Origin of the sequence: Pandoraea sp. XY-2, from assembly GCF_004193915.1 — a bacterium.
Lineage (GTDB): Bacteria > Pseudomonadota > Gammaproteobacteria > Burkholderiales > Burkholderiaceae > Pandoraea > Pandoraea cepalis.
This window is the reverse complement of record NZ_CP030849.1, coordinates 4,739,957-4,763,147: the sequence shown is the minus strand read 5'-3', so window position 1 is coordinate 4,763,147 and position 23,191 is coordinate 4,739,957. Positions and strand designations below refer to the sequence as shown.

Annotated in this window: 20 protein-coding genes and 3 pseudogenes; 8 read left to right on the top strand and 15 right to left on the bottom strand. The window is 63.5% G+C overall.

Annotated elements, in window-relative coordinates:
• The first annotated feature begins 124 nt into the window (after window positions 1-124).
• The gene (locus DRB87_RS21660; RefSeq protein WP_130027467.1) at window positions 125-1,363 is read left to right on the top strand and encodes an MFS transporter; all 1,239 of its coding nucleotides are present in this window, start codon (window positions 125-127) and stop codon (window positions 1,361-1,363) included.
• Between the two features lie 313 nt (window positions 1,364-1,676).
• Complete coding sequence (locus tag DRB87_RS21655; protein WP_130027466.1) at window positions 1,677-3,956, top strand: NADP-dependent malic enzyme; 2,280 nt, start codon at window positions 1,677-1,679, stop codon at window positions 3,954-3,956.
• A 136-nt stretch (window positions 3,957-4,092) separates the two neighbouring features.
• On the opposite strand, the gene DRB87_RS21650 is transcribed toward DRB87_RS21655, so the two are convergent.
• On the bottom strand, window positions 4,093-7,659 hold the full coding sequence (locus DRB87_RS21650) for an indolepyruvate ferredoxin oxidoreductase family protein (protein WP_130027465.1): 3,567 nt from the start codon (window positions 7,657-7,659) through the stop codon (window positions 4,093-4,095).
• Window positions 7,660-8,257: 598 nt separating this feature from the next.
• Between DRB87_RS21650 and DRB87_RS21645 the strand changes: the two genes are divergently transcribed.
• Together DRB87_RS21645 and DRB87_RS21640 are read left to right on the top strand one after the other, a co-directional pair.
• A complete protein-coding gene (locus tag DRB87_RS21645) occupies window positions 8,258-8,497 on the top strand; it encodes a hypothetical protein (protein WP_130027464.1) in 240 nt (79 codons plus the stop codon).
• A 200-nt stretch (window positions 8,498-8,697) separates the two neighbouring features.
• Window positions 8,698-9,186: an Lrp/AsnC family transcriptional regulator gene (locus DRB87_RS21640; RefSeq protein WP_017234984.1), complete on the top strand. Its 489-nt coding sequence runs from the start codon at window positions 8,698-8,700 to the stop codon at window positions 9,184-9,186.
• Between the two features lie 96 nt (window positions 9,187-9,282).
• On the opposite strand, the pseudogene DRB87_RS21635 reads toward DRB87_RS21640, so the two are convergent.
• From DRB87_RS21635 to DRB87_RS21585, 11 genes and pseudogenes are all read right to left on the bottom strand, one after another.
• Window positions 9,283-9,938, bottom strand: a pseudogene (locus tag DRB87_RS21635) (N-acetyltransferase family protein).
• 242 nt (window positions 9,939-10,180) lie between these two features.
• Entirely contained in the window at window positions 10,181-10,837 is a 657-nt protein-coding gene (locus DRB87_RS21630) for a TetR/AcrR family transcriptional regulator (RefSeq protein WP_130027463.1), read from the bottom strand.
• A 9-nt stretch (window positions 10,838-10,846) separates the two neighbouring features.
• Complete coding sequence (locus tag DRB87_RS21625) at window positions 10,847-11,635, bottom strand: DUF1835 domain-containing protein (RefSeq protein ID WP_130027462.1); 789 nt, start codon at window positions 11,633-11,635, stop codon at window positions 10,847-10,849.
• A gap of 202 nt (window positions 11,636-11,837) precedes the next feature.
• Window positions 11,838-12,926 (bottom strand): 1,2-phenylacetyl-CoA epoxidase subunit PaaE, encoded by a 1,089-nt coding sequence (gene paaE, locus DRB87_RS21620; RefSeq protein WP_130027461.1) that lies wholly within the window; start codon window positions 12,924-12,926, stop codon window positions 11,838-11,840.
• Between the two features lie 85 nt (window positions 12,927-13,011).
• On the bottom strand, window positions 13,012-13,587 hold the full coding sequence (paaD, locus tag DRB87_RS21615) for a 1,2-phenylacetyl-CoA epoxidase subunit PaaD (protein WP_370364040.1): 576 nt from the start codon (window positions 13,585-13,587) through the stop codon (window positions 13,012-13,014).
• 79 nt (window positions 13,588-13,666) lie between these two features.
• Window positions 13,667-14,470 (bottom strand): 1,2-phenylacetyl-CoA epoxidase subunit PaaC, encoded by an 804-nt coding sequence (paaC, locus tag DRB87_RS21610; protein WP_130027459.1) that lies wholly within the window; start codon window positions 14,468-14,470, stop codon window positions 13,667-13,669.
• 49 nt (window positions 14,471-14,519) lie between these two features.
• The gene (gene paaB, locus DRB87_RS21605) at window positions 14,520-14,816 is read right to left on the bottom strand and encodes a 1,2-phenylacetyl-CoA epoxidase subunit PaaB (protein WP_017234991.1); all 297 of its coding nucleotides are present in this window, start codon (window positions 14,814-14,816) and stop codon (window positions 14,520-14,522) included.
• 51 nt (window positions 14,817-14,867) lie between these two features.
• Complete coding sequence (gene paaA / locus DRB87_RS21600) at window positions 14,868-15,875, bottom strand: 1,2-phenylacetyl-CoA epoxidase subunit PaaA (protein WP_130027458.1); 1,008 nt, start codon at window positions 15,873-15,875, stop codon at window positions 14,868-14,870.
• Between the two features lie 352 nt (window positions 15,876-16,227).
• Window positions 16,228-16,341 (bottom strand): annotated as a pseudogene (locus DRB87_RS21595) (SDR family oxidoreductase); the annotation flags it as partial.
• A gap of 105 nt (window positions 16,342-16,446) precedes the next feature.
• Window positions 16,447-17,364 carry an MBL fold metallo-hydrolase gene (locus DRB87_RS21590; protein WP_130027456.1) on the bottom strand — a complete coding sequence of 306 codons (918 nt, stop codon included), beginning with the start codon at window positions 17,362-17,364 and terminating at the stop codon, window positions 16,447-16,449.
• A gap of 84 nt (window positions 17,365-17,448) precedes the next feature.
• Window positions 17,449-18,405, bottom strand: a complete 957-nt coding sequence (locus tag DRB87_RS21585) for an alpha/beta fold hydrolase (RefSeq protein ID WP_130027455.1) — start codon at window positions 18,403-18,405, stop codon at window positions 17,449-17,451.
• Window positions 18,406-18,729: 324 nt separating this feature from the next.
• Between DRB87_RS21585 and DRB87_RS21580 the strand changes: the two genes are divergently transcribed.
• The 4 genes and pseudogenes from DRB87_RS21580 to DRB87_RS21565 all read left to right on the top strand — a co-directional run bounded on the left by DRB87_RS21580 (window position 18,730) and on the right by DRB87_RS21565 (window position 21,536).
• Window positions 18,730-19,071, top strand: coding sequence for a DedA family protein (locus tag DRB87_RS21580; protein WP_130027454.1), 342 nt, complete (start codon window positions 18,730-18,732; stop codon window positions 19,069-19,071).
• Between the two features lie 2 nt (window positions 19,072-19,073).
• The gene (locus DRB87_RS21575; RefSeq protein WP_130027453.1) at window positions 19,074-19,388 is read left to right on the top strand and encodes a DedA family protein; all 315 of its coding nucleotides are present in this window, start codon (window positions 19,074-19,076) and stop codon (window positions 19,386-19,388) included.
• 132 nt (window positions 19,389-19,520) lie between these two features.
• Window positions 19,521-20,399: an RNA polymerase sigma-70 factor gene (locus DRB87_RS21570; RefSeq protein ID WP_130027452.1), complete on the top strand. Its 879-nt coding sequence runs from the start codon at window positions 19,521-19,523 to the stop codon at window positions 20,397-20,399.
• 133 nt (window positions 20,400-20,532) lie between these two features.
• A pseudogene (locus tag DRB87_RS21565) lies at window positions 20,533-21,536 on the top strand (LysR family transcriptional regulator).
• A gap of 20 nt (window positions 21,537-21,556) precedes the next feature.
• Here DRB87_RS21565 and DRB87_RS21560 read toward each other — a convergent pair.
• The 3 genes from DRB87_RS21560 to DRB87_RS21550 form a co-directional block, all read right to left on the bottom strand.
• On the bottom strand, window positions 21,557-22,051 hold the full coding sequence (locus DRB87_RS21560) for an Ohr family peroxiredoxin (RefSeq protein WP_130027451.1): 495 nt from the start codon (window positions 22,049-22,051) through the stop codon (window positions 21,557-21,559).
• Window positions 22,052-22,229: 178 nt separating this feature from the next.
• Window positions 22,230-22,430, bottom strand: coding sequence for a hypothetical protein (locus tag DRB87_RS23850; RefSeq protein WP_240756097.1), 201 nt, complete (start codon window positions 22,428-22,430; stop codon window positions 22,230-22,232).
• Between the two features lie 9 nt (window positions 22,431-22,439).
• Window positions 22,440-22,919 (bottom strand): carboxymuconolactone decarboxylase family protein, encoded by a 480-nt coding sequence (locus tag DRB87_RS21550; protein WP_130027450.1) that lies wholly within the window; start codon window positions 22,917-22,919, stop codon window positions 22,440-22,442.
• Window positions 22,920-23,191 lie beyond the last annotated feature (272 nt).

Genomic DNA, 23,191 nt, shown 5'->3' with positions numbered 1-23,191 from the left:
TGTTAGCGCACGGCGCATATTAAAACCCGCTGACGACAGATTAATCCAAAAAAAGAGACAGTTGCCGGCGCTTAATGTCAGGCATACACTCACGCCCAAAATTCCGACCTGACGAAACGCGCCCATGCCTAACGATGCCTCGCCCTCGCTCGCCGCACCGGTTGTGCCGCACGATACCGCCTACGCGAACCGCGCCCTGTGGGCGTCGGCCATCGGCTATGCCATGGACGGTTTCGATCTGCTGATCCTCGGCTTCATCCTGCCGGCCATTGCGGCCGATCTCGCGCTCACCGGCGCCCAATCGGGCGCGCTCGTCACCTGGACCCTCGTGGGCGCGGTCGTCGGCGGCATTGTCTTCGGCATGCTGTCCGATCGCTACGGGCGCGTGCGCGTGTTGTCGTGGACGATTCTGCTGTTTGCGGTGTTCACGGGCCTGTGCTCGCTCGCTCAGGGCTATTGGGATCTGCTGGCTTACCGAACGATTGCCGGTATCGGACTGGGCGGCGAGTTCGGCATCGGCATGGCGCTCGCGGCGGAAGCTTGCCCGCCGGCGCGCCGTGCGCGGGCATCGTCGTTCGTGGGGCTGGGGTGGCAGGCCGGGGTGCTTGCCGCCGCGTTGCTCACGCCGTTGCTGCTGCCGCACATCGGCTGGCGTGGCATGTTCGCCGTCGGCCTGCTGCCGGCGGTCGTGTCGTTCATCATGCGACGCGCGCTCGGCGAGCCCGAGATGTTCCTTGCACGACAGCGGCAGCCGCGCGAACTCGCGCCGCTCAAGCTGCTGGTCAAAGACGGCGCGACCACGCGCGCGAGCCTCGGCGTGGCGATTCTGTGCTCGGTACAGAACTTCGGTTACTACGGCCTGATGATCTGGATGCCCTCGTATCTGTCGAAGACGTTCGGTTACTCGCTCACCAAGTCGGCCATGTGGACGGCGGTGACGGTGCTGGGCATGGCATTCGGCATCTGGCTGTTCGGCCGTCTGGCAGACCGTTTCGGTCGTCGGCCGACGTTCATCGGCTACCAGATCGGCGCGGTCGTGATGGTGTTCGTCTATGCGCAATTGCATACGCCGTTCTCGCTGCTGATCGGCGGCGCGGTGATGGGCATGTTCGTGAACGGCATGATCGGCGGCTACGGCGCGCTGATCTCGGAGCTGTACCCGACCGCGGCGCGTGCCACGGCGCAGAACGTGCTGTTCAACATCGGCCGTGCCGTCGGCGGTTTCGGGCCGCTCACCGTCGGTGCGCTGGCGGCGGCCTACTCGTTCAAGCTGGCGCTGGTCTTCCTCGCGAGCATTTACGTGCTCGATATTCTCGCCACGCTTTTCCTGATTCCGGAGCGTCGCGGCGAAGCGCTGCAGTAACCTCTTTTGCCCGCTACGCCGCCCGCGCAGGCGGCGTCGAGCTTTCGGCGCAAGGTGTACACTTTGCGTCCTGCGGTGCATCCGGCGCACCGCAAGCCCCACGGTCCGACGCGCGCGAGCGCGGCATGCAGGATCGGGGGACGCGCGGCGGCCATCACGCTGCCGCGCGGTGAAGAACCCCGTCGACGACACAATCGCCGAATCCCTCCGGTAGGCTCTTCCCCCGCCGTGATCCGTCAAAAGACGGCTGAGTCCACGCGCTGCCCGCATGCGGCACGGACCCGGTCGTCGCCCTGTCCTTAGGTATCGAGATATGGATGAACAACTGAAACAAAGCGCCCTGGCGTACCACGAGAATCCGCGTCCGGGCAAAATCTCGGTGACGCCGACCAAGCCGCTGTCGAACCAGATCGATCTGTCGCTGGCCTACTCTCCCGGCGTGGCCTACGCCTGCGAGGCGATTGCCGAAGATCCGCTCGCTGCCAATCGCTACACGTCGCGCAGCAATCTCGTCGGCGTGATCACCAACGGCACGGCCGTGCTTGGCCTGGGCAACATCGGTCCGCTCGCCGCCAAACCCGTGATGGAAGGCAAGGGTTGCCTGTTCAAGAAGTTCGCCGGTATCGACGTGTTCGACATCGAACTCGCCGAGCATGACCCGGACAAGCTCGTCGAAGCGATCGCCATGCTCGAGCCGACGCTCGGCGGCATCAACCTCGAAGACATCAAGGCGCCCGAGTGCTTCTACATCGAGAAGAAGCTGCGCGAGCGCATGAAGATTCCCGTCTTCCACGACGATCAGCATGGCACCGCCATCATTGCCTCGGCCGCAATCCTCAACGGCCTGAAGGTCGTGGGCAAGGACATCGGCCGCGTCAAGCTGGTGTGCTCGGGCGCGGGCGCTGCCGCTATCGCCTGTCTGGACCTGCTTGTGAATCTCGGCCTGAAGAAGGAGAACATTCTCGTTCTCGATTCGAAGGGTGTGATCCACACCGGCCGCGACAAGCTCGACGAGAGCAAAGCGCGCTACGCCGCGGCGACCGATGCCCGTACGCTGGCCGACGCGAGCAACGGCGCCGACGTCTTCCTCGGCTGCTCGACCGCCGGCGTGCTGACCGGTGACATGGTCAAGACGATGGGCACGAAGCCGCTGATTCTCGCGCTCGCCAACCCCGAGCCGGAAATCCGTCCGGAAATCGCGAAGGCTGCGCGCCCGGACTGCATCGTCGCGACCGGCCGTTCGGACTACCCGAACCAGGTCAACAACGTGCTGTGCTTCCCGTTCATCTTCCGCGGTGCGCTCGACGTCGGTGCGACCACCATCACGGAAGAGATGAAGCTCGCCACCGTGCGCGCCATCGCCGAGCTGGCGCAGGAAGAAGAGCAAAGCGAAGAAGTCGCGCGCGCCTATGAAGGCCAGTCGCTCGAATTCGGGCCGGAATACATCATTCCGAAGCCGTTCGATCCGCGCCTGATCATCAAGATCGCGCCGGCCGTGGCGCAAGCCGCGATGGACTCGGGCGTGGCCACGCGTCCGATCGCCGACATGGACGCCTACCGCGAGCAACTTGGCACGACCGTGTATCGCACCGGCTTCATCATGCGCCCGGTGTTCGCTGCCGCCCGTGCCCGCTTCGGTAACGACGCGGCGCGCATCGTGTTCGCCGAAGGGGAAGACGAGCGTGTGCTGCGCGCTGCCCAATTCGTGCTGGCCGAGCGCATCGCCAAGCCGATCATCATCGGCCGTCCGGCCGTGGTGGAAATGCGCCTGCGCAAGATCGGCTCGAAGCTCAAGCCGGGCGTTGATTTCGAGATCGTGAATCCGGAAGACGACGCGCGTTATCAGCGTTGCTGGCAGGCGTATCACGACCTGGGTGCGCGTCACGGTGTGACGCCGGAAGTCGCCAAGGCCGCCATGCGCAAGGACAACACGCTGATTGGCGCGATCCTCGTGCATCTGGGCGAAGCCGACGGCATGATCTGCGGCATGATCGATACGTACCAGCGCCATCTGGATGTGGTCGATCAGGTGCTGGGTCGTGCCGCCGGTGTCGAGAACTACGCGGCAATGAACTTGTTGATGCTCGAGAAGCGCAACCTGTTCATCAGCGACACCTACGTCAACGAGACGCCAACCTCGGAGCAGCTCGCCGAGATGACCGTGCTCGCCGCGAAGGAAATCGAGCGCTTCGGCATCGCCCCGAAGGTGGCGCTGCTCTCGAACTCGAACTTCGGTAGCGTGAAGTCGGCTTCGGCACAACGCATGGCCCGCGCCTGCGAGCTGCTTGCCAAGCGTGCGCCATCGCTGGAAGTCGACGGCGAAATGCACGGCGACGCCGCGTTGTCGGAGTCGGTGCGTCGTGCCGCGTATCCGGCGTCGCGTCTGTCGGGCGAAGCGAACCTGCTCGTCATGCCGAACGTGGAAGCGGCGAACATCACGTACAACCTGCTCAAGATGACGGGCGGCGAAGGCGTGACGGTGGGCCCGTTCCTGCTCGGCTGCGCCAAGCCGGTTCACATCCTGACGCCGGCCGCGACCGTGCGCCGCATCATCAACATGACGGCCGTGGCTGCTGCCAACGTCATTCGTTGAGCGTCAGGACGGATAAGGCGCCGCGGATGGTGCGGCGCGCATGTCCGCGTACGGTGCGCTAGCGCATAAAAAATCCCGCCAGACGCTCACGCGCTGGCGGGATTCTTATTGGACCGACGGGTGACGGGTCGGCAGGTCAGGCGGCAGCGCGATGCGAATCGCCATCGCGGAACTGCGTGAGTAGCTTCGTCCACTTGATGCGCGTGGCGGCGAGGTTCTGCTCCTTGACGTGCCCGTAGCCGCGAATCTCCTGCGGCAGTTCCGCCAATTGCACGGCCAGCGACAGGTTGTGCTCGCCGAGGCGCGACAACAACTCGTTGACCAGCGTTTCATACTCGCCGATCAGCGCCCGCTCCGTGCGACGCTCTTGCGTTCGGCCGAAGATATCGAACGCCCCGCCACGCAGCCCCTTGAACTTCGCGAGCACGCCGAACGCCTTCATCATCCACGCGCCATAGGCCTGCTTGATGAGATGACCCTTGTCGTCGTGCTTGGCCAGCGACGGCGGCGCCAGATGGAAGCGCAACGTGAAGTCGCCTTCGAACTGCTCGTTGAGCTTCTTCATGAAAGCCGGGTCGGTGTAAAGGCGGGCCACTTCGTACTCGTCCTTGTAGGCCATGAGCTTGTAGAGCCCTCTCGCGACCGCTTCGGTGAGCGGCATCGGCATGCCCTCTGGCGTGAGTCCGGCTTCGGCCGCGCGCACGCGATCCACCGTTTGCTTGAAGCGCTCTGCGTAGGCACGATCCTGATACGCCACGAGTTGGTCGTAGCGACGCTCGATCAAGCGGTCGAGCGCACGCGGCGTGTGTAGCGTGATCAGCTTGCCACCGGCGGCCGCCGGCTCCGGTGCCTCGTTCTGCTGCGCAAGCTTGCGTACGCTCGCCAGATCGTGCGCGGCACGACGTCCCCACTCGAACGCTTGCTTGTTCTTCTCGACGGCCACCCCGTTGAGCTCGATGGCGCGCGTGAGCGCAGCGTACGAGAGCGGTACCCAGCCCTTCTGCCATGCGTAGCCCAGCACGAATGGGTTCGTGTAGATGGTGTCGCCGAGCAGTCGCAACGAGAGGTGATTGGCGTCGACGAAGTCAACGTTTTCACCGGCCGCCGCGCGGATGTCGTGCTCCGTGCTCGTGCCGGGGAAGCGCCAGTTCGGATTGCGGATGAAGTCGGCCGTCGGCGTATGGGCGCTGTTGACCACGATGTTCGTCACGCCGTGCTGCACGCGTGAGAGCGTGTCGTCGCTCGCCGTCGTGATGGCGTCGCAGCCGATGACTACGCGGGCGTCGCCCATGGCGATGCGCGTGGCATGAATGTCTTCCGGCTGCAGGGCGATCTGCACGTGGCTCGTCACCGCGCCACCCTTCTGGGCGAGGCCGGTCACATCGAGCGTGGTGACGCCCTTGTTCTCCAGGTGTGCGGCCATGCCGAGCAGTGCGCCAATGGTGACCACGCCCGTGCCGCCCACCCCCGTTACGAGAATGCCGTACGGACGTGCGATGGCGGGCAGCGCCGGTTCCGGCAGCGGCGGCAGCTCGCTGCTGTCGACCTGCGCCGTCTTGGGCTTGCGCAGCTGACCGCCTTCGACCGTCACGAAGCTCGGGCAGAAGCCGTTCAGGCACGAGTAGTCCTTGTTGCACGTCGACTGGTTGATCTGGCGCTTCGTGCCGAATTCCGTCTCCAGCGGCTCGACCGAGAGGCAGTTCGACTTTACCGAGCAGTCGCCGCAACCTTCGCAGACCGCTTCGTTGATCACCACGCGCTTTGCCGGATCGGGGTAGGCGCCGCGTTTGCGACGGCGGCGCTTCTCGGTCGCGCACGTCTGGTCGTAGATCAGGATCGACGTGCCCTTGACCAGACGCAATTCGCGCTGCACGCGGTCAAGCTCGTTGCGGTGGTAAACCGGCACGTCGCCGACGAGCTTCACGCCGTCGTACTTCTCGGGCTCGTCCGTCACGATGACGATCTTCGTCGCGCCTTCGGCATCCACCTGCGCCACGATCTGCGGCACCGTCAGCGTGCCGTCGACCGGCTGGCCACCGGTCATGGCGACCGCGTCGTTGTACAGGATCTTGTAGGTGATGTTGACCTTCGACGAGATCGCCGCGCGAATCGCGAGCAGGCCCGAGTGGAAGTACGTACCGTCGCCCAGATTGGCGAAGATATGCTCGTCGCACGAGAACGGTGCCTGACCGATCCAGGGCACGCCTTCACCGCCCATCTGCGAGAACGTGTCGGTGCGCCGATCCATCCACACGGTCATGTAGTGACAGCCGATGCCGGCGATGGCGCGCGAGCCTTCGGGCACGTTGGTCGACGTGTTGTGCGGACAGCCCGAGCAAAACCACGGCTTGCGCTCGACGGCCACGCGCGGCTTGGCGAGGGCTTGCTCCTTCGCGTCGATCACGCGCAGGCGGGCGGCGATGCGCTCGCGCACGTCGCTCGGCAACTCGAACTTTTCCAGGCGCGTGGCAATCGCCTTGGCGATCAGCGCGGGCGAAAGTTCGTAGTGGGCCGGCAGCAGCCAGTTGGCCATCGGCACCGACCATTCGCCGCCGGCGCCGTCCTTTTCGTCGAACTTGCCATACACGCGGGGGCGCACGTCATCGCGCCAGTTGTACAGTTCTTCCTTGATCGCGTATTCGAGGATCTGACGCTTTTCCTCGACCACGAGAATTTCCTGGAGCCCTTGTGCGAACGCGCGCGCACCCTGCGCTTCGAGCGGCCACACACAGCCCACCTTGTACAGACGAATGCCGATACGCTGACACGTGGCTTCGTCCAGCCCCAGATCGGCGAGCGCCTGACAGACGTCGAGATAGGCCTTGCCGCCGGTCATGATGCCGAAGCGCGCATGGGGCGAATCGATCATCACGCGGTCGAGCTTGTTGGCGCGCACGTACGCAAGGCCCGCGTACCACTTGTAGTCGAGCAGACGCGCTTCCTGCACCAGCGGCGGGTCGGGCCAGCGAATGTTCAGGCCGTCGGGCGGCATGATGAAGTCGTCCGGCAGGTGGATGTCGACGTTGTGCGGATCGATCATCACCGAGGCCGACGACTCGACCACGTCCGTCACGCATTTCATCGCGACCCACAGGCCCGAGTAACGGCTCATGGCCCAGCCATGCAGGCCGTAATCGAGATACTCCTGCACGTTCGACGGATACAGCACGGGAATGCCGGCGGCCTTGAAAACGTGCTCGGACTGGTGCGCGAGGGTGGAGGACTTGGCCGCGTGGTCGTCGCCCGCGAGCACCAGCACGCCGCCGTGCTTCGACGAGCCGGCCGAGTTGCCGTGCTTGAGCACGTCCATCGAGCGGTCGACGCCGGGGCCTTTGCCGTACCACATGGAGAACACGCCGTCGTATTTGGCGGGGTACAGGTTCACCTGCTGCGACCCCCACACGGCAGTCGCCGCGAGGTCTTCATTCAAGCCGGGCTGAAAAACGACATGATGGCTGGCGAGATGCTGCTTAGCTTTCCATAGCGACAGATCCAGCCCGCCCAGCGGCGAGCCGCGATAGCCCGATATGAAGCCTGCGGTGTTGAGTCCGGCCGCGGCGTCGCGCGCCTGCTGCAACATCGGAAGCCGGACCAGGGCCTGAATGCCGCTCATGTAGGCGCGACCGCGCTCGAGCGTGTATTTGTCGTCGAGCGTGACCGATTCCAGTGCGGCCAGCAAGCTCGGATTGACGGGGGCGTTCATGGGGTGTGCTCCTCACTCTCACTGATTTTGGGATCGCCAAAACTTCCTGCCCCTCCCGCTCTCGTGAAGCAGGACGGCAGCGGTGAATGCCGGCCTCTGATTGTTGCGTGCCCGGGGACTCACTTGCGTGATGCCACCAGGCGAGCGGGGCCTTTTTTTGTATTGCGCTCACCGGTCGAACTCATGGTAGCACCGGTGTCATGGCATTGCCTGACGGGGACGGTGACGTCTCATCGGTGACCGATCCAGCGAAGTATAACGATCATTGTGACGTTTACGTAAACGTCAGATAGCTGTCGTATACCCTCGTCGATGGGTTGGCTGTGTCGTGCCGCGTCGTGTCCACCGATGCGGTATCGCGACGACGGACGGCTTTCGGATTTCACCTCGAAGTGGCGCGATTGTGTCGCGATGATGTCGACAACCGTACGCTTGTCAGCCTCTTCTGACGCGCGTGGGTAACAACGTGTAACGGTTAGCGGCGGGAGGGAACGGCGCGGGCAGAATGGTTACTAACGCTTTACCCGACACGTTGGGTACGTACTTTGCGCACAGTCAGTGCGCGTTGCAATGCCGCAATACGTAAGAAGGAGTCACTGTGAATCAACGAAACATCGCCAAATTCCTGTTGGTTTCCGCTTCGTTTCTGACCCTGGAAGTGAGCGTCGCTCGCGCCGACGAAATGGCGCGCGACACGACGGCCGAACCCATTCCGATCGTCTCTCCGGTTTCCCCGGTGGCGCCCATCACGCCGCCGCGCTCCACGCAATCGCCGCAGCGGTACGAAGGCCCGCTCGACCAGCGCACGATCGATCCGCGAGAATTCCAGCGTCGCTGAGGCGACCCGATATCCCACAGGCGTCGCCCACCGGCGATGCGCCCCGATACCCTAAGGCGCCACCACACCCGGTGGCGCTTTTTTTGTCCCGAGCGCCTTTGCTGTAATCTCCCGTAATCATCGAATCAGGGAGATGGATTCCTTGAGATTGGCATTAAGCGCAATAATATTGCGAACTATTAGCAATAACGGGGAATAATGTGCCAAAACTCGAACTGGACAAGATAGATCGCCGCATTCTCGCCTTGCTTCAAAGCAATGGCCGGCTGTCCAATCTCGAAATCGCAGAGCAGGTGAGACTCTCGCCGAGCCCGTGCTTGCGACGCATCCGTCGCCTGGAGGAAGCGGGCGTCATTCGCGGCTATGTCGCCTTGTTGGAGCCCACGCGCATCGGCCTCGGCCTGCTCGCCTACGTCAATGTGCGGCTCGACAAGCGCCATCCTGGCGATGGGCAGGGGGGCTCGGTCATCGAACATTTCCGCGCCGTGGTCGATACCTGGACGGAGGTCGTCGGCTGCTATGCGATGGCTGGCGACATGGACTACCTGCTGCGCGTGCACGTGCGCGACATGGCACACTTCTCGCGCTTCATGCAGGCGCAGTTGCTAGTGCATCCGAGCGTGGTCGACGTCAAAACGAGTTTCGTCCTCGATCAGCTCAAGGAGACGACAGCGCTGCCGCTTCCGTAAATCGGCGGTGGTCTCGGTGGTCGCTATTCTGACGCAAACAAAAAACCCGGCCAACTGACCGGGTTTCGTTTTTTCGGGGAGGCGTGGATGCGCGGCTCACGCGGCGCGCTGGTTCGGCAGGAGTGCGCCGAACAGGCGGCGAGCGGTGCGAAGCTGACGCTTGACCGCATAATCGAAGGCGGCGACCTGCTCCTGCATCATTTCCGAGAGCATCGACTGCGTGTCGGCGGGGGCAGGCTCAAATAGCCGTCGGCCTCGCCGTAAGCGTAGTTGATTTCCATGCCGGCCTTCTTCGCGATGCGCATCATGCGGGCGTTGCGCGAGAGACAGTGCATGTAAAGCGTGTCGACGCGCTGGTTGCGGCAGTGGATCGTGGCGCGTTCGAACAGACGCGAGCCGATACCGCGGCCACGGGCCGATTCGAGCACCGAGACGCCGAATTCCGCGACGCGGCCGTTCTTGCCTTCCGGCAAACGCGCAACGTGAGCGACCGCCACGAGGGCGAGATTGTCGTCGTACACGCCAAAAACGCTGTCGCGCGAGAAGTCGAGGCTGGCGACGTAACGCGTGATCACGTCGTCGGTGACGATCTGGCCGAAACGCAGCAGGCGGTCTTCTTCACCGAGCGCCAGGAAGTGGCGCTGGAGTCGATGGATGTCGCCGGAGGTCAGCTCGCGAATCAGCACGCTCGGCCGCTCGTTGGCGGCAACCGTCGCGCGTGCGACGTCGGGCGTGGGGTTCGGGGCAGTCATGGCGCAATCCTTGGGTATTCTTTAGTGCGTGCACTGGATTGTGCGACGCAAAAGAATTATACCTGATTGGCTAGGTGAAAACCCTAGTTTGTGGCGGGAGCGTCTGGAGGGAAGTGTCTAAGTCTCTGAAGAGCCGCGCCGTTTCTCGATATCACCCCCAATGACGTTCGGCAGCGAGTTGCTGCGAGGCAACAAAAAAGGGCGATATATCGCCCTTTGTTTTTCAAGTGAGTGAATGCTCGCTAACTGCGCGACGGCACCACTGCCGCGGGGATGGCGGGTTCGATCCCGCCCGGCAGCGGGGTGACGAGCCCGTGTTCGAGCACGGCGATCACCTCGTTGGCGAAATCGCGATACCGCATGCGACCGCCGGGCTTGAGCCATGTGAAGGTCCAGTTGATCATGCCGAACAGCATCATCGTGAGCGCGGTCTGATTGTGCTTGGTCACCCGGTCAGGGAACGCTCGCGAGAGTTGGCGCGCAAACGCGGCGACCACGTCACGCTGACGATTGAGCACGATCTCGCGTTGCTCGTCATTGAGAAACTTCACGTCGTTGAGCAGTGCAATATGACGCGTCTGCGACGTCTCGTACTCATCGAGAAAGGCGCGGATCAGTTCATGGAACGTATCGCGCTCTGACAGCCCGCGGCGTTGGCCGAGCGCCTCGACCTCGGTGACGATCAGCATCAAGCGCTTGGTATAGCGCTCGAGCAGATCGAACAGGATGGCGTCCTTGCTCGCGTAATAGTGATACAACCGGGCCTTCGACGTGCCGCACGCGGCGGCCAGTTCGGACATCGACGCGCTCGGATAGCTCGCGTGTGCGAATGCTTCGGCGGCGACGTCGAGAATTTGTTCGCGCTGCGATTCGTGATCGGGCGCTTTGGTACGTGCCATAAACGGGGGTTACTCCAGTCGTAGATCGCACGCGGCCGGCGCCGTGGTGTCGCCGCGCAACGCGAGCCGGCCTGCCGCGCCGAGTTCGCGGCAGCGCCACAGCAGAAAACTGTCGGTCGCAAAAAAACCTTCGAAGCGTGGCATCGCTTCGCCGAGAAAGGCGGCCATGGGCGTCCACGCGACGGGCGCCAGGCCGAGAATCTGGTCATCGATTTCGGCGAACGTCGCGCCTTCGAACGTGTTGTTCACCCAGCGTCGGACCTGCGTGTTCGCCTGCTTGAGCGCGCGCCATTCCAACGACAGACGGCCAATGCGCAGCAGCGAGATCGGGGCGATACGTGCAAATCGCTCGGCCAGCACCTCTGGCGCGTACATGCCGACGCTCGTGCGTCGCGTGGCGTCGTGCGGCGTTCCGGGCGTCGCCAGATCGCTGCCACGCAACACGATCTCGTTCAGGCGTGCGGGCGTATTGCGCAACATGAAGGCCACGCGTCGCAGCGTGAGCTGGTCCGACGCACTGTCCCCATGCCAGCAGACCACCGCACTGTCGCCCTCGACCAAGCGTTGCAGCGACGCCAGTTCCTCGCGCAATTCTCCCGCGTAGTCGCGCCCGGCAGACGGCAGCACGCGTTGCCAGAATGCCGCCCGCTGCCGCTCGTTCTCGTCGATCTCGCGCAGCGGACCAATGGCCAGATCGTCACGCAGGACAAGCACGGGATCGGCGCGAAGCGCTTGCGCCATCGCCGCGCGCAACTGCTGCGCGGCGATATCGCCACAGACGACATGGATGGTATTCATGCCCGCTAGTTTACGGTATTCCCGCAACCTCGGGTTGACGCTCCCGTAATGCCCGAAATAATCGGGGCATTGGCGGGATTTCACGCCTGTTCCCGCCGTGTTGACGCAATGTTCGCACGACTTGGTAAACAGACGTTCGATTCGCCGGCCCCGCTGTCGCGGCACCGGTGAGTCGAATGCTCAGCGCAGATTCAACGCAGATTCAGCGCTCGTCGTAGCTCACCACAACGCGTTCCGTGAGGGGCCGTGCCTGGCACGTCAACACGAAACCTTGCTCGACTTCGTAGTCTTCCAGCGTGTAGTTTTTGTCCATCGTCACTTCGCCCTCGAGCACCTTGGCGCGGCACGTGCAGCACACGCCGCCCTTGCAGGCGTACGGCAGCGACAGACCGGCGGCAAGACCGGTATCCAGGATGCTCTGGCCCTCATACGGCTGACGCAGGCGGCGCTCCTTGCCGTCCATGACGACGACCAGCTCCGCCATCGGCGTGTCGTCCGTGATGACGACCGGCTTCGCAGCGACCTGCGGCGTCGGCACGCCGAACCGTTCGACATGGATCTTCTCCTTGGCCACACCGGCGGCATGGAGCGCGGCTTCGGCGGCGTCCATCATCGGGCCGGGGCCACAGATGAACGCTTCGTCGATACTCGATGCCGGAATGAGCGTCTCAAGGAAAGCCGTGCACTTGTCCTGGTTGAGCAGGCCGTTGAACAGTTCCACCTCCTGGGCTTCGTCCGAGAGTACGTGATACAGACGCAAGCGGCCCAGATAGGTGTTCTTCAGGTCTTCGAGCGCTTCGGCGAACATGATGGCGGGCACGGCGCGGTTACCGTAGACCAGGGTGAACTGGCTGTGCGGCTCGGCGGCCAGCGTCGTCTTGATGAGCGCGAGCATCGGCGTGATGCCCGAGCCGCCGGCGAAGCCGACATAGTGCTTCGTGTGATCGGCCGACAGACGCGTGAAGAAACGGCCATCCGGCGTCATCACATCGATCTGTTGCCCCGGCTTCAACTGATCGTTCGCGAAGTTCGAGAACTTGCCGCCCGGCACGCGCTTGATGCCCACGCGCAGTTCGCCCGTGGCGTCGTAGTCGGGCACCCCGACGCAGATCGAGTAGGAGCGACGCGCTTCTTCGCCGTCGATCTCGGTCTTGAGCGTGAGGAACTGCCCCTGCGTGAAGCGATAGGCGTCGCGCAACGCGTCCGGCACCGTGAAGGCGATGGAGATGGCGTCGGCGGTCTCGGGCCGGATTTCGCGGATGGTCAGCGAATGGAATTGCGGGGTCGTCATCGTGGGCTTCCTTGATGCTCGGGTGCGATTGCCGCCGGGCAAAGTGTCGGCATCGCTACGCGCGAAGCCGGATCAATCGGGTCTATCAATAAGGCTTGAAATAGTCGAACGGCTCGCGGCACGTACGGCAACGGTAATGCGCTTTGCAGGCCGTCGAACCGAATGCGGATACCACTTCGGTGTCGGACGAGCCGCAATGCGGGCACGTCACGCCGTCTTTCGGGCGGCCGTAGAACGTGATCTTGCGGGGCGCGTCGGCGGCCACGGCGTGCGAGCCCGTGGGCGGCGCAATGCCGTAGCCGCGCAGCTTTTCGCGCGCCTCGGGGCTGATCCAGTCCGTCGTCCAGGCGGGGGCGAGCACCGTCGTGACGTGCCACGGACCGAGGCCCGCGCGCGTCATGGCGGCGTCGATGTCCTCGGCGATCTGTTGCATCGCCGGGCAACCCGAGTACGTCGGCGTAATCACGATCTCGAATGCCGCGCTACCGCTGGCGTTTGTGACAACGCGCACGTCGCGCAGGATGCCGAGTTCACGAATCGACACGACCGGAATCTCCGGATCGGGCACCGCTTCGAGCGTCTGCCATGCGAGCGGCAGCGACGCCTCCGAGGCCGGCGTGAGCACGTCGGGCGCAACGGGGGGAGTGAGCGGCAGATTCATGGTCGTATCGGCGAAGTGGGCGACGAAGGAAGCGGCGAGCGAATTCATCGTAGGCATGACGTGCGCGGCGAGCGGTGGCTTACCAGCTCGCGCCGGGATGCTGGCGCGCCAGCCCCTGCATCTCGCCGAGCAGATAGCTCATGTGCTCGGAGTGATGACCGAATTTGCCCGTGCTCTCGAACGCGCCGCCGACCGGTGCGTCGAGCGTTGCCTCTTGCAGCGCGTCGTTCACCGTGGCTTGCCACGCGTCCTTCAGGCTGGCCATCGCGACGCCGGTGCCGGCGGCGGCCACGGCGTCTTCCAGCGCGTCCGGCTTGAAGATCTCGTTCATGTACGGCATCAGGTAGTCGAGCGCGGCCTGCGCGCGGCGGTGCGATTCCTCGGTGCCGTCGCCGAAGCGTACCAGCCAGTCGCGCGCGTGGTGCAGGTGGTAGTGCGCTTCCTTGACCGACTTGGCGGCGATGGCGGCGAGATCGTCATCTGTTGACGCTGTGAGGGCTTGCCACACATCGACCATCAGCGCCGAGTAGAGGAAGTTGCGCACGATGGTCACGGCATAGTCGCGCTCTGCGGCCGTCGTGCCGGCGGTCGGACCGTAGTGGGGCAGTTCCACGAGCGTCCAGTTGCGGAACGCGAATTCGTCGCGCCAGAAGGCGTAGTCGTCTTCCTGTTTCGCGATGCCGGTGAGCGCGGTGTCGATCTTGGCGGCATGCTGATACAGCATGCGTGCCTGACCGATGAGATCGAGGCTCAGGTTGGTGAGCGCGATGTCTTCTTCCAGCACGGGGCCGTGACCGCACCATTCCGCATTGCGCTGACCGAGGATCAGCGCGTTGTCGGCGAGGCGCAGCAGATAGGACAAATGTTCCTGCGTCGGTTTCATGTTCTGGGGTCTCGCATGGGGCGCGCCGATCAACGCGGCGCGCTGCCGCTTACATGTGGTTCACTTCTTCCGGCAACTGGTAGAAGGTCGGATGGCGGTAGATCTTGTCGGCGGCCGGATCGAACAGCTCGGCCTTGTCTTCGGGGGCCGACGCCGTGATGGCGGCGGACGGCACGACCCAGAGGCTCACCCCTTCCTGGCGGCGCGTGTAGACGTCGCGCGCCATATGCAGCGCCATCTCGGCGTCGGCGGCGTGCAGGCTGCCGCAGTGCTTGTGTTCGAGGCCCATCTTGCTGCGCACGAACACTTCCCAGAGGGGCCATTCCTTGCTGCTTGCTTGCGTCATGATCGTTCCTGATGTCTTGTAAGGGGCTGCCTGTGACTGGGCGCTTGCGGCTCAGGCGGCTTGCTTCTCGGCGCGCTGGCGTTGCTTGGCGGCGTGCGCCAGGGCGGCGTCGCGCACCCAGGCGCCTTTTTCGTGGGCGGCCACGCGCGTGCCGACACGTTCCTTGTTGCACGGGCCGTCGCCGCCGACCACGCGCCAGAATTCGCTCCAGTCGATCTCGCCGTAGTCGTGTGCCTTGCGGGCCTCGTTCCACTTCAGATCCGGATCGGGAAAGCTCACGCCGAGCACCTTGGCCTGTTCGACGGCGGCGTCGACGAATTTCTGACGCAGATCGTCGTTCGAAATGCGCTTGATGCCCCACTGCATGGTTTGCGTGCTGTGGATCGAGTCCTTGTCGCTCGGGCCGAACATCATCAGCACCGGCCACCACCAGCGGTTCACGGCTTCCTGAACCATGTCGCGTTGGGCTTGCGTGCCGCTCATCATCGAGAGCAGAGCGTCGAAGCCTTGACGCTGGTGGAACGACTCTTCCTTGCAAACGCGGATCATGGCGCGCGCGTACGGGCCGTACGAGCAGCGGCACAGCGGTACCTGATTCATGATGGCGGCGCCGTCGACGAGCCAGCCGATCACGCCGACATCAGCCCAGGTGAGCGTCGGGTAATTGAAGATGCTGGAGTACTTGGCCTTGCCCGAGTGCAGCGCGTCGATCATCTGGTCGCGCGACGTGCCGAGCGTTTCGGCGGCGGAATACAGATAGAGGCCGTGGCCGGCTTCGTCCTGCACCTTGGCGAGCAGGATGGCCTTGCGCTTGAGGCTGGGCGCGCGCGAGATCCAGTTGCCTTCCGGCAGCATGCCGACGACTTCCGAGTGTGCGTGCTGCGAGATCTGGCGCACGAGCGTCTTGCGGTACTCGGCGGGCATGTAGTCCTGCGGCTCGATCTTTTGATCGGCGGCGACGCGGGCGTCGAAGCGGGCTTGTTGCTGCTGCTCCGCCTCGCTCAGGGCGCGCACACCCTTGGGGCTGTTGCCGGCCAGATCGATGGCTTGCGTATACATAGAGGAAGGTCTCCGCGGCATGTGGGGATATGGAATGCATTATAAACCGACCGGCCGGTCGGTCAATAAATGTTTTCCATGAGATGACGGAGATGTCGTTTTCCACTGACCGTGAGAATTTTTCAACGGAGAAGCGACTGGCGGACGTGGCGGGAGGTGAGAGCGGGCAGGGCGGCTGAAAAGTAGAAAATCCAGTGATTTATCAGAATCACTTGCCGCGTGGTGGTTGTTCGTTCAGGTGCCAAATGGCTTCACACAAGCCAGGGGGCGAGATAGGAGCCGTAAGCGGAAAGTGGCGGGCAAACCCATCCGGGTTCCCCGCCACGTCAATCTTATCGGTTGATACGGTAAATCATGTCGGCGAGATACCGCCGTCGACCGGCAAGAAGGCGCCGGTGACAAAGCTACTGTCGTCAGACGCCAGAAACAATGCCGCGCGGGCCATTTCTTCAGGAGTCTCCATTCGCTCAAGCGAATTCGCCTTCGATCGACGAAACCGGTCGGTGGCGAGGGAGATACCTGCTGACGCTGGACGAATCAACGCCCGGATGTCTCACAGACACTTATTGATTCAGAAGTCCCAGATCACCGGCACCCAGCGATAGGCGTCGCCATTGCGTGCTATGCGGCCCACTGACGGAAACGGTAGGTGCGACGCCACCAGCAAGCCACGGTTCTCCGCAAGCGCCTCGAACAGACCGATGCGAACACGCGCCGACGTTTCCGGGTCATGCTCGAAGCCGTTTTGCCAGTCAGGATGATCGAAGCCGACCGGGAACATTGCGTCGCCCGCGAAGGTCAGGCGCTCGTCGCCCGAGACGAGATCCACCACGCTGTGCCCCGGCGTATGGCCGCCCGTGATGCGAACAATCACCCCCGGCGCGACTTCGCGCGTGTCTTCAAACATGTGCAGTTGTTCGCGGTATTCGTTGTAAAAGCTCGTCGCGGTTGTGCGCAACACCGCAGGCACCGGCGTGGGCATCACGGTGTGGGAGAAGTCCGGCGACGTCCAGAACGCAACTTCGGCTGCCGATACATGGATCCGCACGTCGGGACGCAGGCGCGACTTGACCTCGGGCACGAGCAGCCCGCCCACATGATCCATGTGCATGTGGGTGACGATGATGTCGGTAACGGCCTCCAGCGCGATACCCGCGGACTGGAGTCGCTGCGGGAATTGACCGGCACGCGGGAAACCCGGAAATTGGCCGCCCAGCCCGGCGTCGATAAGAATGGTCTGACCGCCGCTGCGGACCACCATGACGTTCAGCGGCCAGTCGAAGGCGTCCGGCGGCATGTACATGCTGTCAAGCCAGACGGCCAGATCCGACGGGGCCACGTTAGTCGCCATGGTCGCGGTCGGCAGCGGGAGTACGCCGTCGCTAATCACCATCGCTTCGATCTCGCCGACGCGCAACGCGTAACGAGACGGCACGAGATCGATGGGACGGTTGTCGGTGGCAAACAAGGTGGTATCTGAAGTGGACATCGTGATTCTCCTGAGGCGCGGCCGGCATCGCCAGCCGAATGGGGATTCGTTTTGTGGAAGTCGTACCTTGGCGCGTCGACGTCGTCAGGCGCGCAGGAACGCGAGTAAGTCGGCGTTGACGCGGTCTTGCAGGGTGGCCGTCAGGCCATGAGAAGCGCCGGGGTAGTAAATCGCCTTTGCTTGCTTCACGAGGCGGGCGGCCTTCTTCGCGGCGGCATGCACCGGCACGATCTGGTCGTCTTCGCCGTGCATGAAGAGCGTGGGAACCTCGATCCTCTTCAGGTCTTCGGTAAAGTCGGTTTCGGAGAATGCCTTCACGCATTCGTAGGCATTCTTCAGCCCGCTTTGCATGCCCCAGAGCCAGAACTGATCCAGCAAGCCTTGAGAGACCTTGGCGCCGGGACGATTTGCACCGTAGAAGGGAACTGCCAGATCCTTGTAGAACTGCGAGCGGTCTCTCGCCACGCCTTCCCGAATCCCATCGAAAACCTCGATGGGCAGACCTTCCGGATTGGCCGTCGACTTGAGCATCACGGGCGGCACCGCGCCGATGAGCACAACCTTGGCCACGCGGCGGTTGCCATGACGTCCGAGGTAGCGCACCACTTCCCCGCCGCCGGTGGAGTGGCCCACCATCGTGATTTGCTTCAGATCGAGCGACTCGATCAACTGCGCGAGATCGTCTGCATAACCGTTCATGTCGTTGCCCGACGAGGGCTGCGACGACCGGCCGTGGCCGCGACGATCATGCGCGATCACACGAAAGCCGTTGCGCGCCAGAAAGTGCATCTGTCCGTCCCAGGCGTCGGCGTTGAGCGGCCAGCCGTGCGAGAAGGTGACGACCGGGCCTTCGCCCCAGTCCTTGAAGTACAGCTGCGTGCCGTCTTGAGTGGTAAAGGAGCTGGAAGTCATAGGTACGCTCTGGGTAGGGTGATCGTTGGAAGGCGTACTGGCTTCTGCACGTACGGCGAGTGCGCCGGCCGCGAGGGCGGCGCTGCTGGCCAGAAGGCTGCGGCGGGTCGGGTTGTGCGGATCGATCATGGAAGGCCCTTAAGCGGTGAGAGGGTGAGGGCATCGTAGGCAGGACTTCGCTGGGGCGGTAGATCCCCGGGAGGAAGCGCGCTGTTGTGTTGCGCGCACCAATGCCCGACCTGGCATTGGTGCGCGGCGCATTGTTGCCCCGCACGCAACACCATGCGTCCTTTCCCGCTTCTACCGCCGCTCCGCTCACGCCACTAGCATGGATTCCAACGACATTCATCGCGAACACCAGTCCGGCGCAACGTGCCCCGACCCACGCATCACACATGACGAGGCTAAGCATCGTGCGGAAAAAGAATTGCAGAACCTCGATCGGGAGATGCCATGCTGCCCCATGAGTGGATTGCGCAGCACGGTGCGCTACTGGTGTTCGTCAACGTGCTGGGGGCGTCACTGGGGCTGCCGCTACCCGTCATGCCGACGTTAATCGCCGTGGCGGCATGTCAAGCGAACGCGGCGGCGAGCCTGTGGTCCATCGCCCTGCCGCTCTCGCCGATACTCGGCACGGCAGTGCTGGCAGGCATGCTGGCCGATCTGGCCTGGTACCTCTGGGGGCGACGTTACGGGCCGCGCACGCTCAACACCGTGTGTGATCTCACGTTCTCTCGCGACGCCTGTGTGAGCAAGACCGAGCAAGTCTTCGGACGATGGGGGGGCGCCTGTTGATCGTGGCGAGATTCCTGCCGGGACTGTCGCTGGTGGCGGTGCCACTTTGCGGCGCGACGGGCATTCGGTTACGCACCTTCCTCGGCTACGACTGCTTGGGGGTGGTCCTCTGGACCAGTGTCGGACTCACGCTGGGGGGCATGTTCTCGGGGCAGATCCAGCGGTTGCTCAGTGCACTGTCCGCCGTGGGCGCCAGGGTCATGATCGCAGCCGCAGTGCTGGCCATGGTCTGCATCATGTATCGATGGGCGCGGCGCATGTGGACGGCGAGAGCGTCGGGCAACGATGCTTCGCTACCCATCGATTCACAGGCGTGACGTGGCAGCGGAGGCGCACGCGGCCGGCACATAACCGCCGCGCGCGTGCGGGCGGCATACGCTTGTCGACGCATACGCGCTGCGGCAAAATGATTCGCCTGCCTCCTCTGAGCCTTTGGCGTTCGCCACGACATGACCGACTACCTGCTCCTCTTCGAGCGCCACCGCTCTCGCCTATATGCGATCGCTTACCGTATGCTGGGTGCGGTTGCCGAGGCCGAAGACGTGGTCCAGGAAGCCTGGCTGCGCTGGCACGAGGCCGACCACCTCGCCGTCGAGAACGCCGAGGCGTGGCTCGTGACTATCACAACGCGCCTATCCATCGATCGACTGCGCGCGGCAAAAGCCGAGCGCGAGCACTACACAGGTGTGTGGCTGCCGGAGCCGATGTTGATGTCGACGCCCTCAACGCCAGAACAGGACCACGAGCTTGCCGACGATGTTTCGGTAGCGTTCCTGTACATGCTCGAACGTCTGTCGCCCGACGCCCGCGCCGCCTTCCTGATGCGCGACGTGTTCGACGCCGACTATGAGGACATCGCTCATACCTTGGGCAAGACCCCGGCCGCCGTGCGTCAGATCGTCAAGCGCGCCCGGCAGCAGTTGCGGGAGGGTACGCCACGCGAGACGGTGCCGCGCGCCACCCTGCACAGTCTGCTGCTCGCCTTCTCCGACGCCATGCAGCGCAGCGACTTCCATGGCCTGCATGCCCTGTTGAGTGATAACGCCGAACTGATCGGCGACGGCGGCGGCAAAGTCGGCAGCTTCGGCAGCCTGGTCGGCGGCAAACGTCTTGCGCAACTGTTCTACGCGGGCAAGCGCCGGTTCCGCGACGCGCTGCGTACCGAAGTGCGTCAGGTTAACGGCCGGTGGGCGTTGCTGCGTTTCATCGACGAAAAGCTCGAATCCGTGCAGTCATACGAGACGGATGGCAAACGCTTCACGCGCATCCTCGTGCAACGCAACCCCGACAAGCTCGCCCGCATCGCCGCCCTGACCGAGAAACACTGAGGCGCTTGCCCGCATGGGCGTGCTTCCGAGCTGGCCTTTCTTCCGGAGGTGCCAGCTTTTTTTGCATTGGATGTCACAAAATGCCTCGCCGGGCCGTCTTATCAGCAGGAACAACTACCGTGGCGCTGTCACCATGCCGACCTCCGTATCCGCCTCTACCTCCGGTCAACCGTCCAAGTCTGCGGACTCCCTGGCCGACAGCTTTGCCACAAGCTATGCCGGCGTCGTAGCGTTCATCGCCGTAGCGGCCGAGGGCAACTTTGCCAAAGCGGGCGATCGCCTGGGCATTGGCCGCTCGGCGATCAGCCGCAGCGTGCAGAAGTTGGAAGATCAGCTGGGCACACGGCTTTTCGTGCGCACGACGCGCAGCACCTCGCTGAGCGCCGAAGGCCGGCGCTTTTACGACCAGTGCCACCCGGGCGTGGAGCGAATCATTCAGGCCATGGACGACATGCGCGAGCTACGAGAAGGGCCGCCGTCGGGCCAGGTCCGCATCTGCTCGACGGTCGGCTTCGGACGGAAGATCGTGGCGCCCCTGCTCCACGGGTTCAGCGAAGCCAATCCGAGCATCTCGATCGAACTGGTGCTCGACGACGGGCCAACCGACTTCACCACGGACCGTATCGACGTCTCGTTTCGTAACGGCCGCATGGAGGACAGTCGGGTGATCGCCAAGAAGATAATCCCTATGCAGATGATGCTATGCGCGTCCGCCGACTATGCCGCGAGATACGGCTTGCCGACGAGCATCGAAGAAATCGCCGATCACCGGTGCGTGAACTTCCGGCTGGCGTCCGGGCGCGTCTACGAATGGGAATTCAAGGCCGACGGGCAGCTGCGCAAGGTGTCGCCGAACGCCATGCTCACGTTCAACGACAGCGATCTGGTACTTCAGTCGGTGCTCGACGGCCGTGGCATCGCGCAAATGGCGGCGTATCAGGTATGCGACCACCTGCGGGATGGCAGGCTGGTCGCGTGCTTGCCCCAATATGCCCCGACGACCGGGGGCACTTCGTTTGCTTCCTGAGTCGACAGCATCTGCCAGTGCGCATTCGCGTGTTCATCGACTATATGACGGAGCACATTCGCGCGATGGACCTGCAAATGCTGGACAGTGTGCTCGCGAAAACCGCGTAGGCGGTCATCGGTCAGCCCGGTTACTGGGTCAGGCCCACGGTGCTTTGAATTCCGTCCTGCGTCATCTTGGAATACGGGCACAGGCGTTCGGTGTTGCGTACCAACTCTTCGGCCGCGGCTTTCGCCATGTTGGGCAAGTGGATGTTGATGTCGGTCTTGAGCGCGAAGAGGCCATCAACGGGATCACGGCCGAAGGTGACCGTCGCCGTCACCGAGGCGTCGGGAATGGACAGACCGGCACGTTCGGCCAGCATGCTGAGCGCGCCGTGGAAGCACGCGGCGTAGCCGGCCGCGAAGAGTTGCTCTGGGTTGGTCCCCCCACCGGTACCGCCCAATTCCACCGGCAGGCGCAGTTCCATGAACAGTTCACCGTCATCGGAAATCGCAATGCCGGAGGCACGGCCATGCGCAGCCTCCCCGCCGCGTACCGTCACGCTTGCGGCGTAGAGAGGGTGAAAGTCCCTGCCACGGTACTTGTCCAAAAGACTTTGATGGGGAGGCAGCAGTTGGCTCATGGAAGGTCCACGTATGGGCCGCTACTTATTGTCATGCGTGCGGCTGAACTAGGTTTCGAAGTCGATCTTGTCCAGACGCACTCCGACGCCGGGCACCGGCGTTTCGTCGTCGAGCACGGCGCCGAAGTAGCGCGCCGCTTTCGGCGCGCACGTTACGCAAATCGCCGATCCCGTGTACTTAGCGTTGCGCAACCTCGGCCGGTCGCACGCGCTCGGGGCCGGCGACTTCGGCGATGTCGTTGACCGGGGCACCCAGCGTGGCCTCTGCCATGGCCAGCGCCACGTCATCGGAAGCGATGGGCGCATGACCGCGTTCGTTCAACACGTTGACGAGTGTGCTCCCGGTCAGGCCGGTGCCTCCGATGACGAGCATTTTCATGCTGAGGCCTCAGCTGAATTTTGCCTTGTCCAGGCCGTAAGCCTTGTCGGCCGAGCCGGGCACGGTCCGGAAGCCCACGTTCAGGCGGTTCCATCCGTTGATCGCCATGATGGCGAAGCTCAGGTCCGAGATTTCCTTCTCCGAGAGTTGGCTGCGCACGCGTTCGTAGATCTCGTCGGACACGCCATGCGCGCCCAGTGTGGTCAGCGCTTCGGTCCAGGCAAGGCAGGCGCGCTCGCGTGCCGAGAATTCGGTCGACTCGCGCCAGATCGCGACGTGGTGCAGGCGAAGTTCGCGCTCACCGTGAATCTTGGCTTCCTTGACGTGCATGTCGGCACAGAAGCCGCAGCCGTTGATTTGGGAGGCACGGATATCGACGAGATCCAGTATCGACTGCTCGATGGCGCTCGACTTGAGCAGCATGCCGAACTCGATGAACTTCTTGAAGAGTTCGGGCGATTGGGCAAAAGCGTTCAGACGTTGACTCATGATGACTACCTCGACGGGTTGGCGCGGCCCGCCATTGCCTGACGGGAGTGGCGCATGCTTGAACAACGCCCAAATCGTAGGCCTGCTTGACACACAGCAGAAGGCCTCGGCGAGGGACCATCGTGTTGCATCAATGACAACAATGGGGGAGGCTCAAGGTGAGGCAGTTAGAGCGGCAATGGGCGCAACCCGGGTGAGAATGTGGCCGGATATCCCTCATGGCAATCTTCGAATGTCCTGATCTGCCGAGTCTCACGCCAAGTGGATAGACG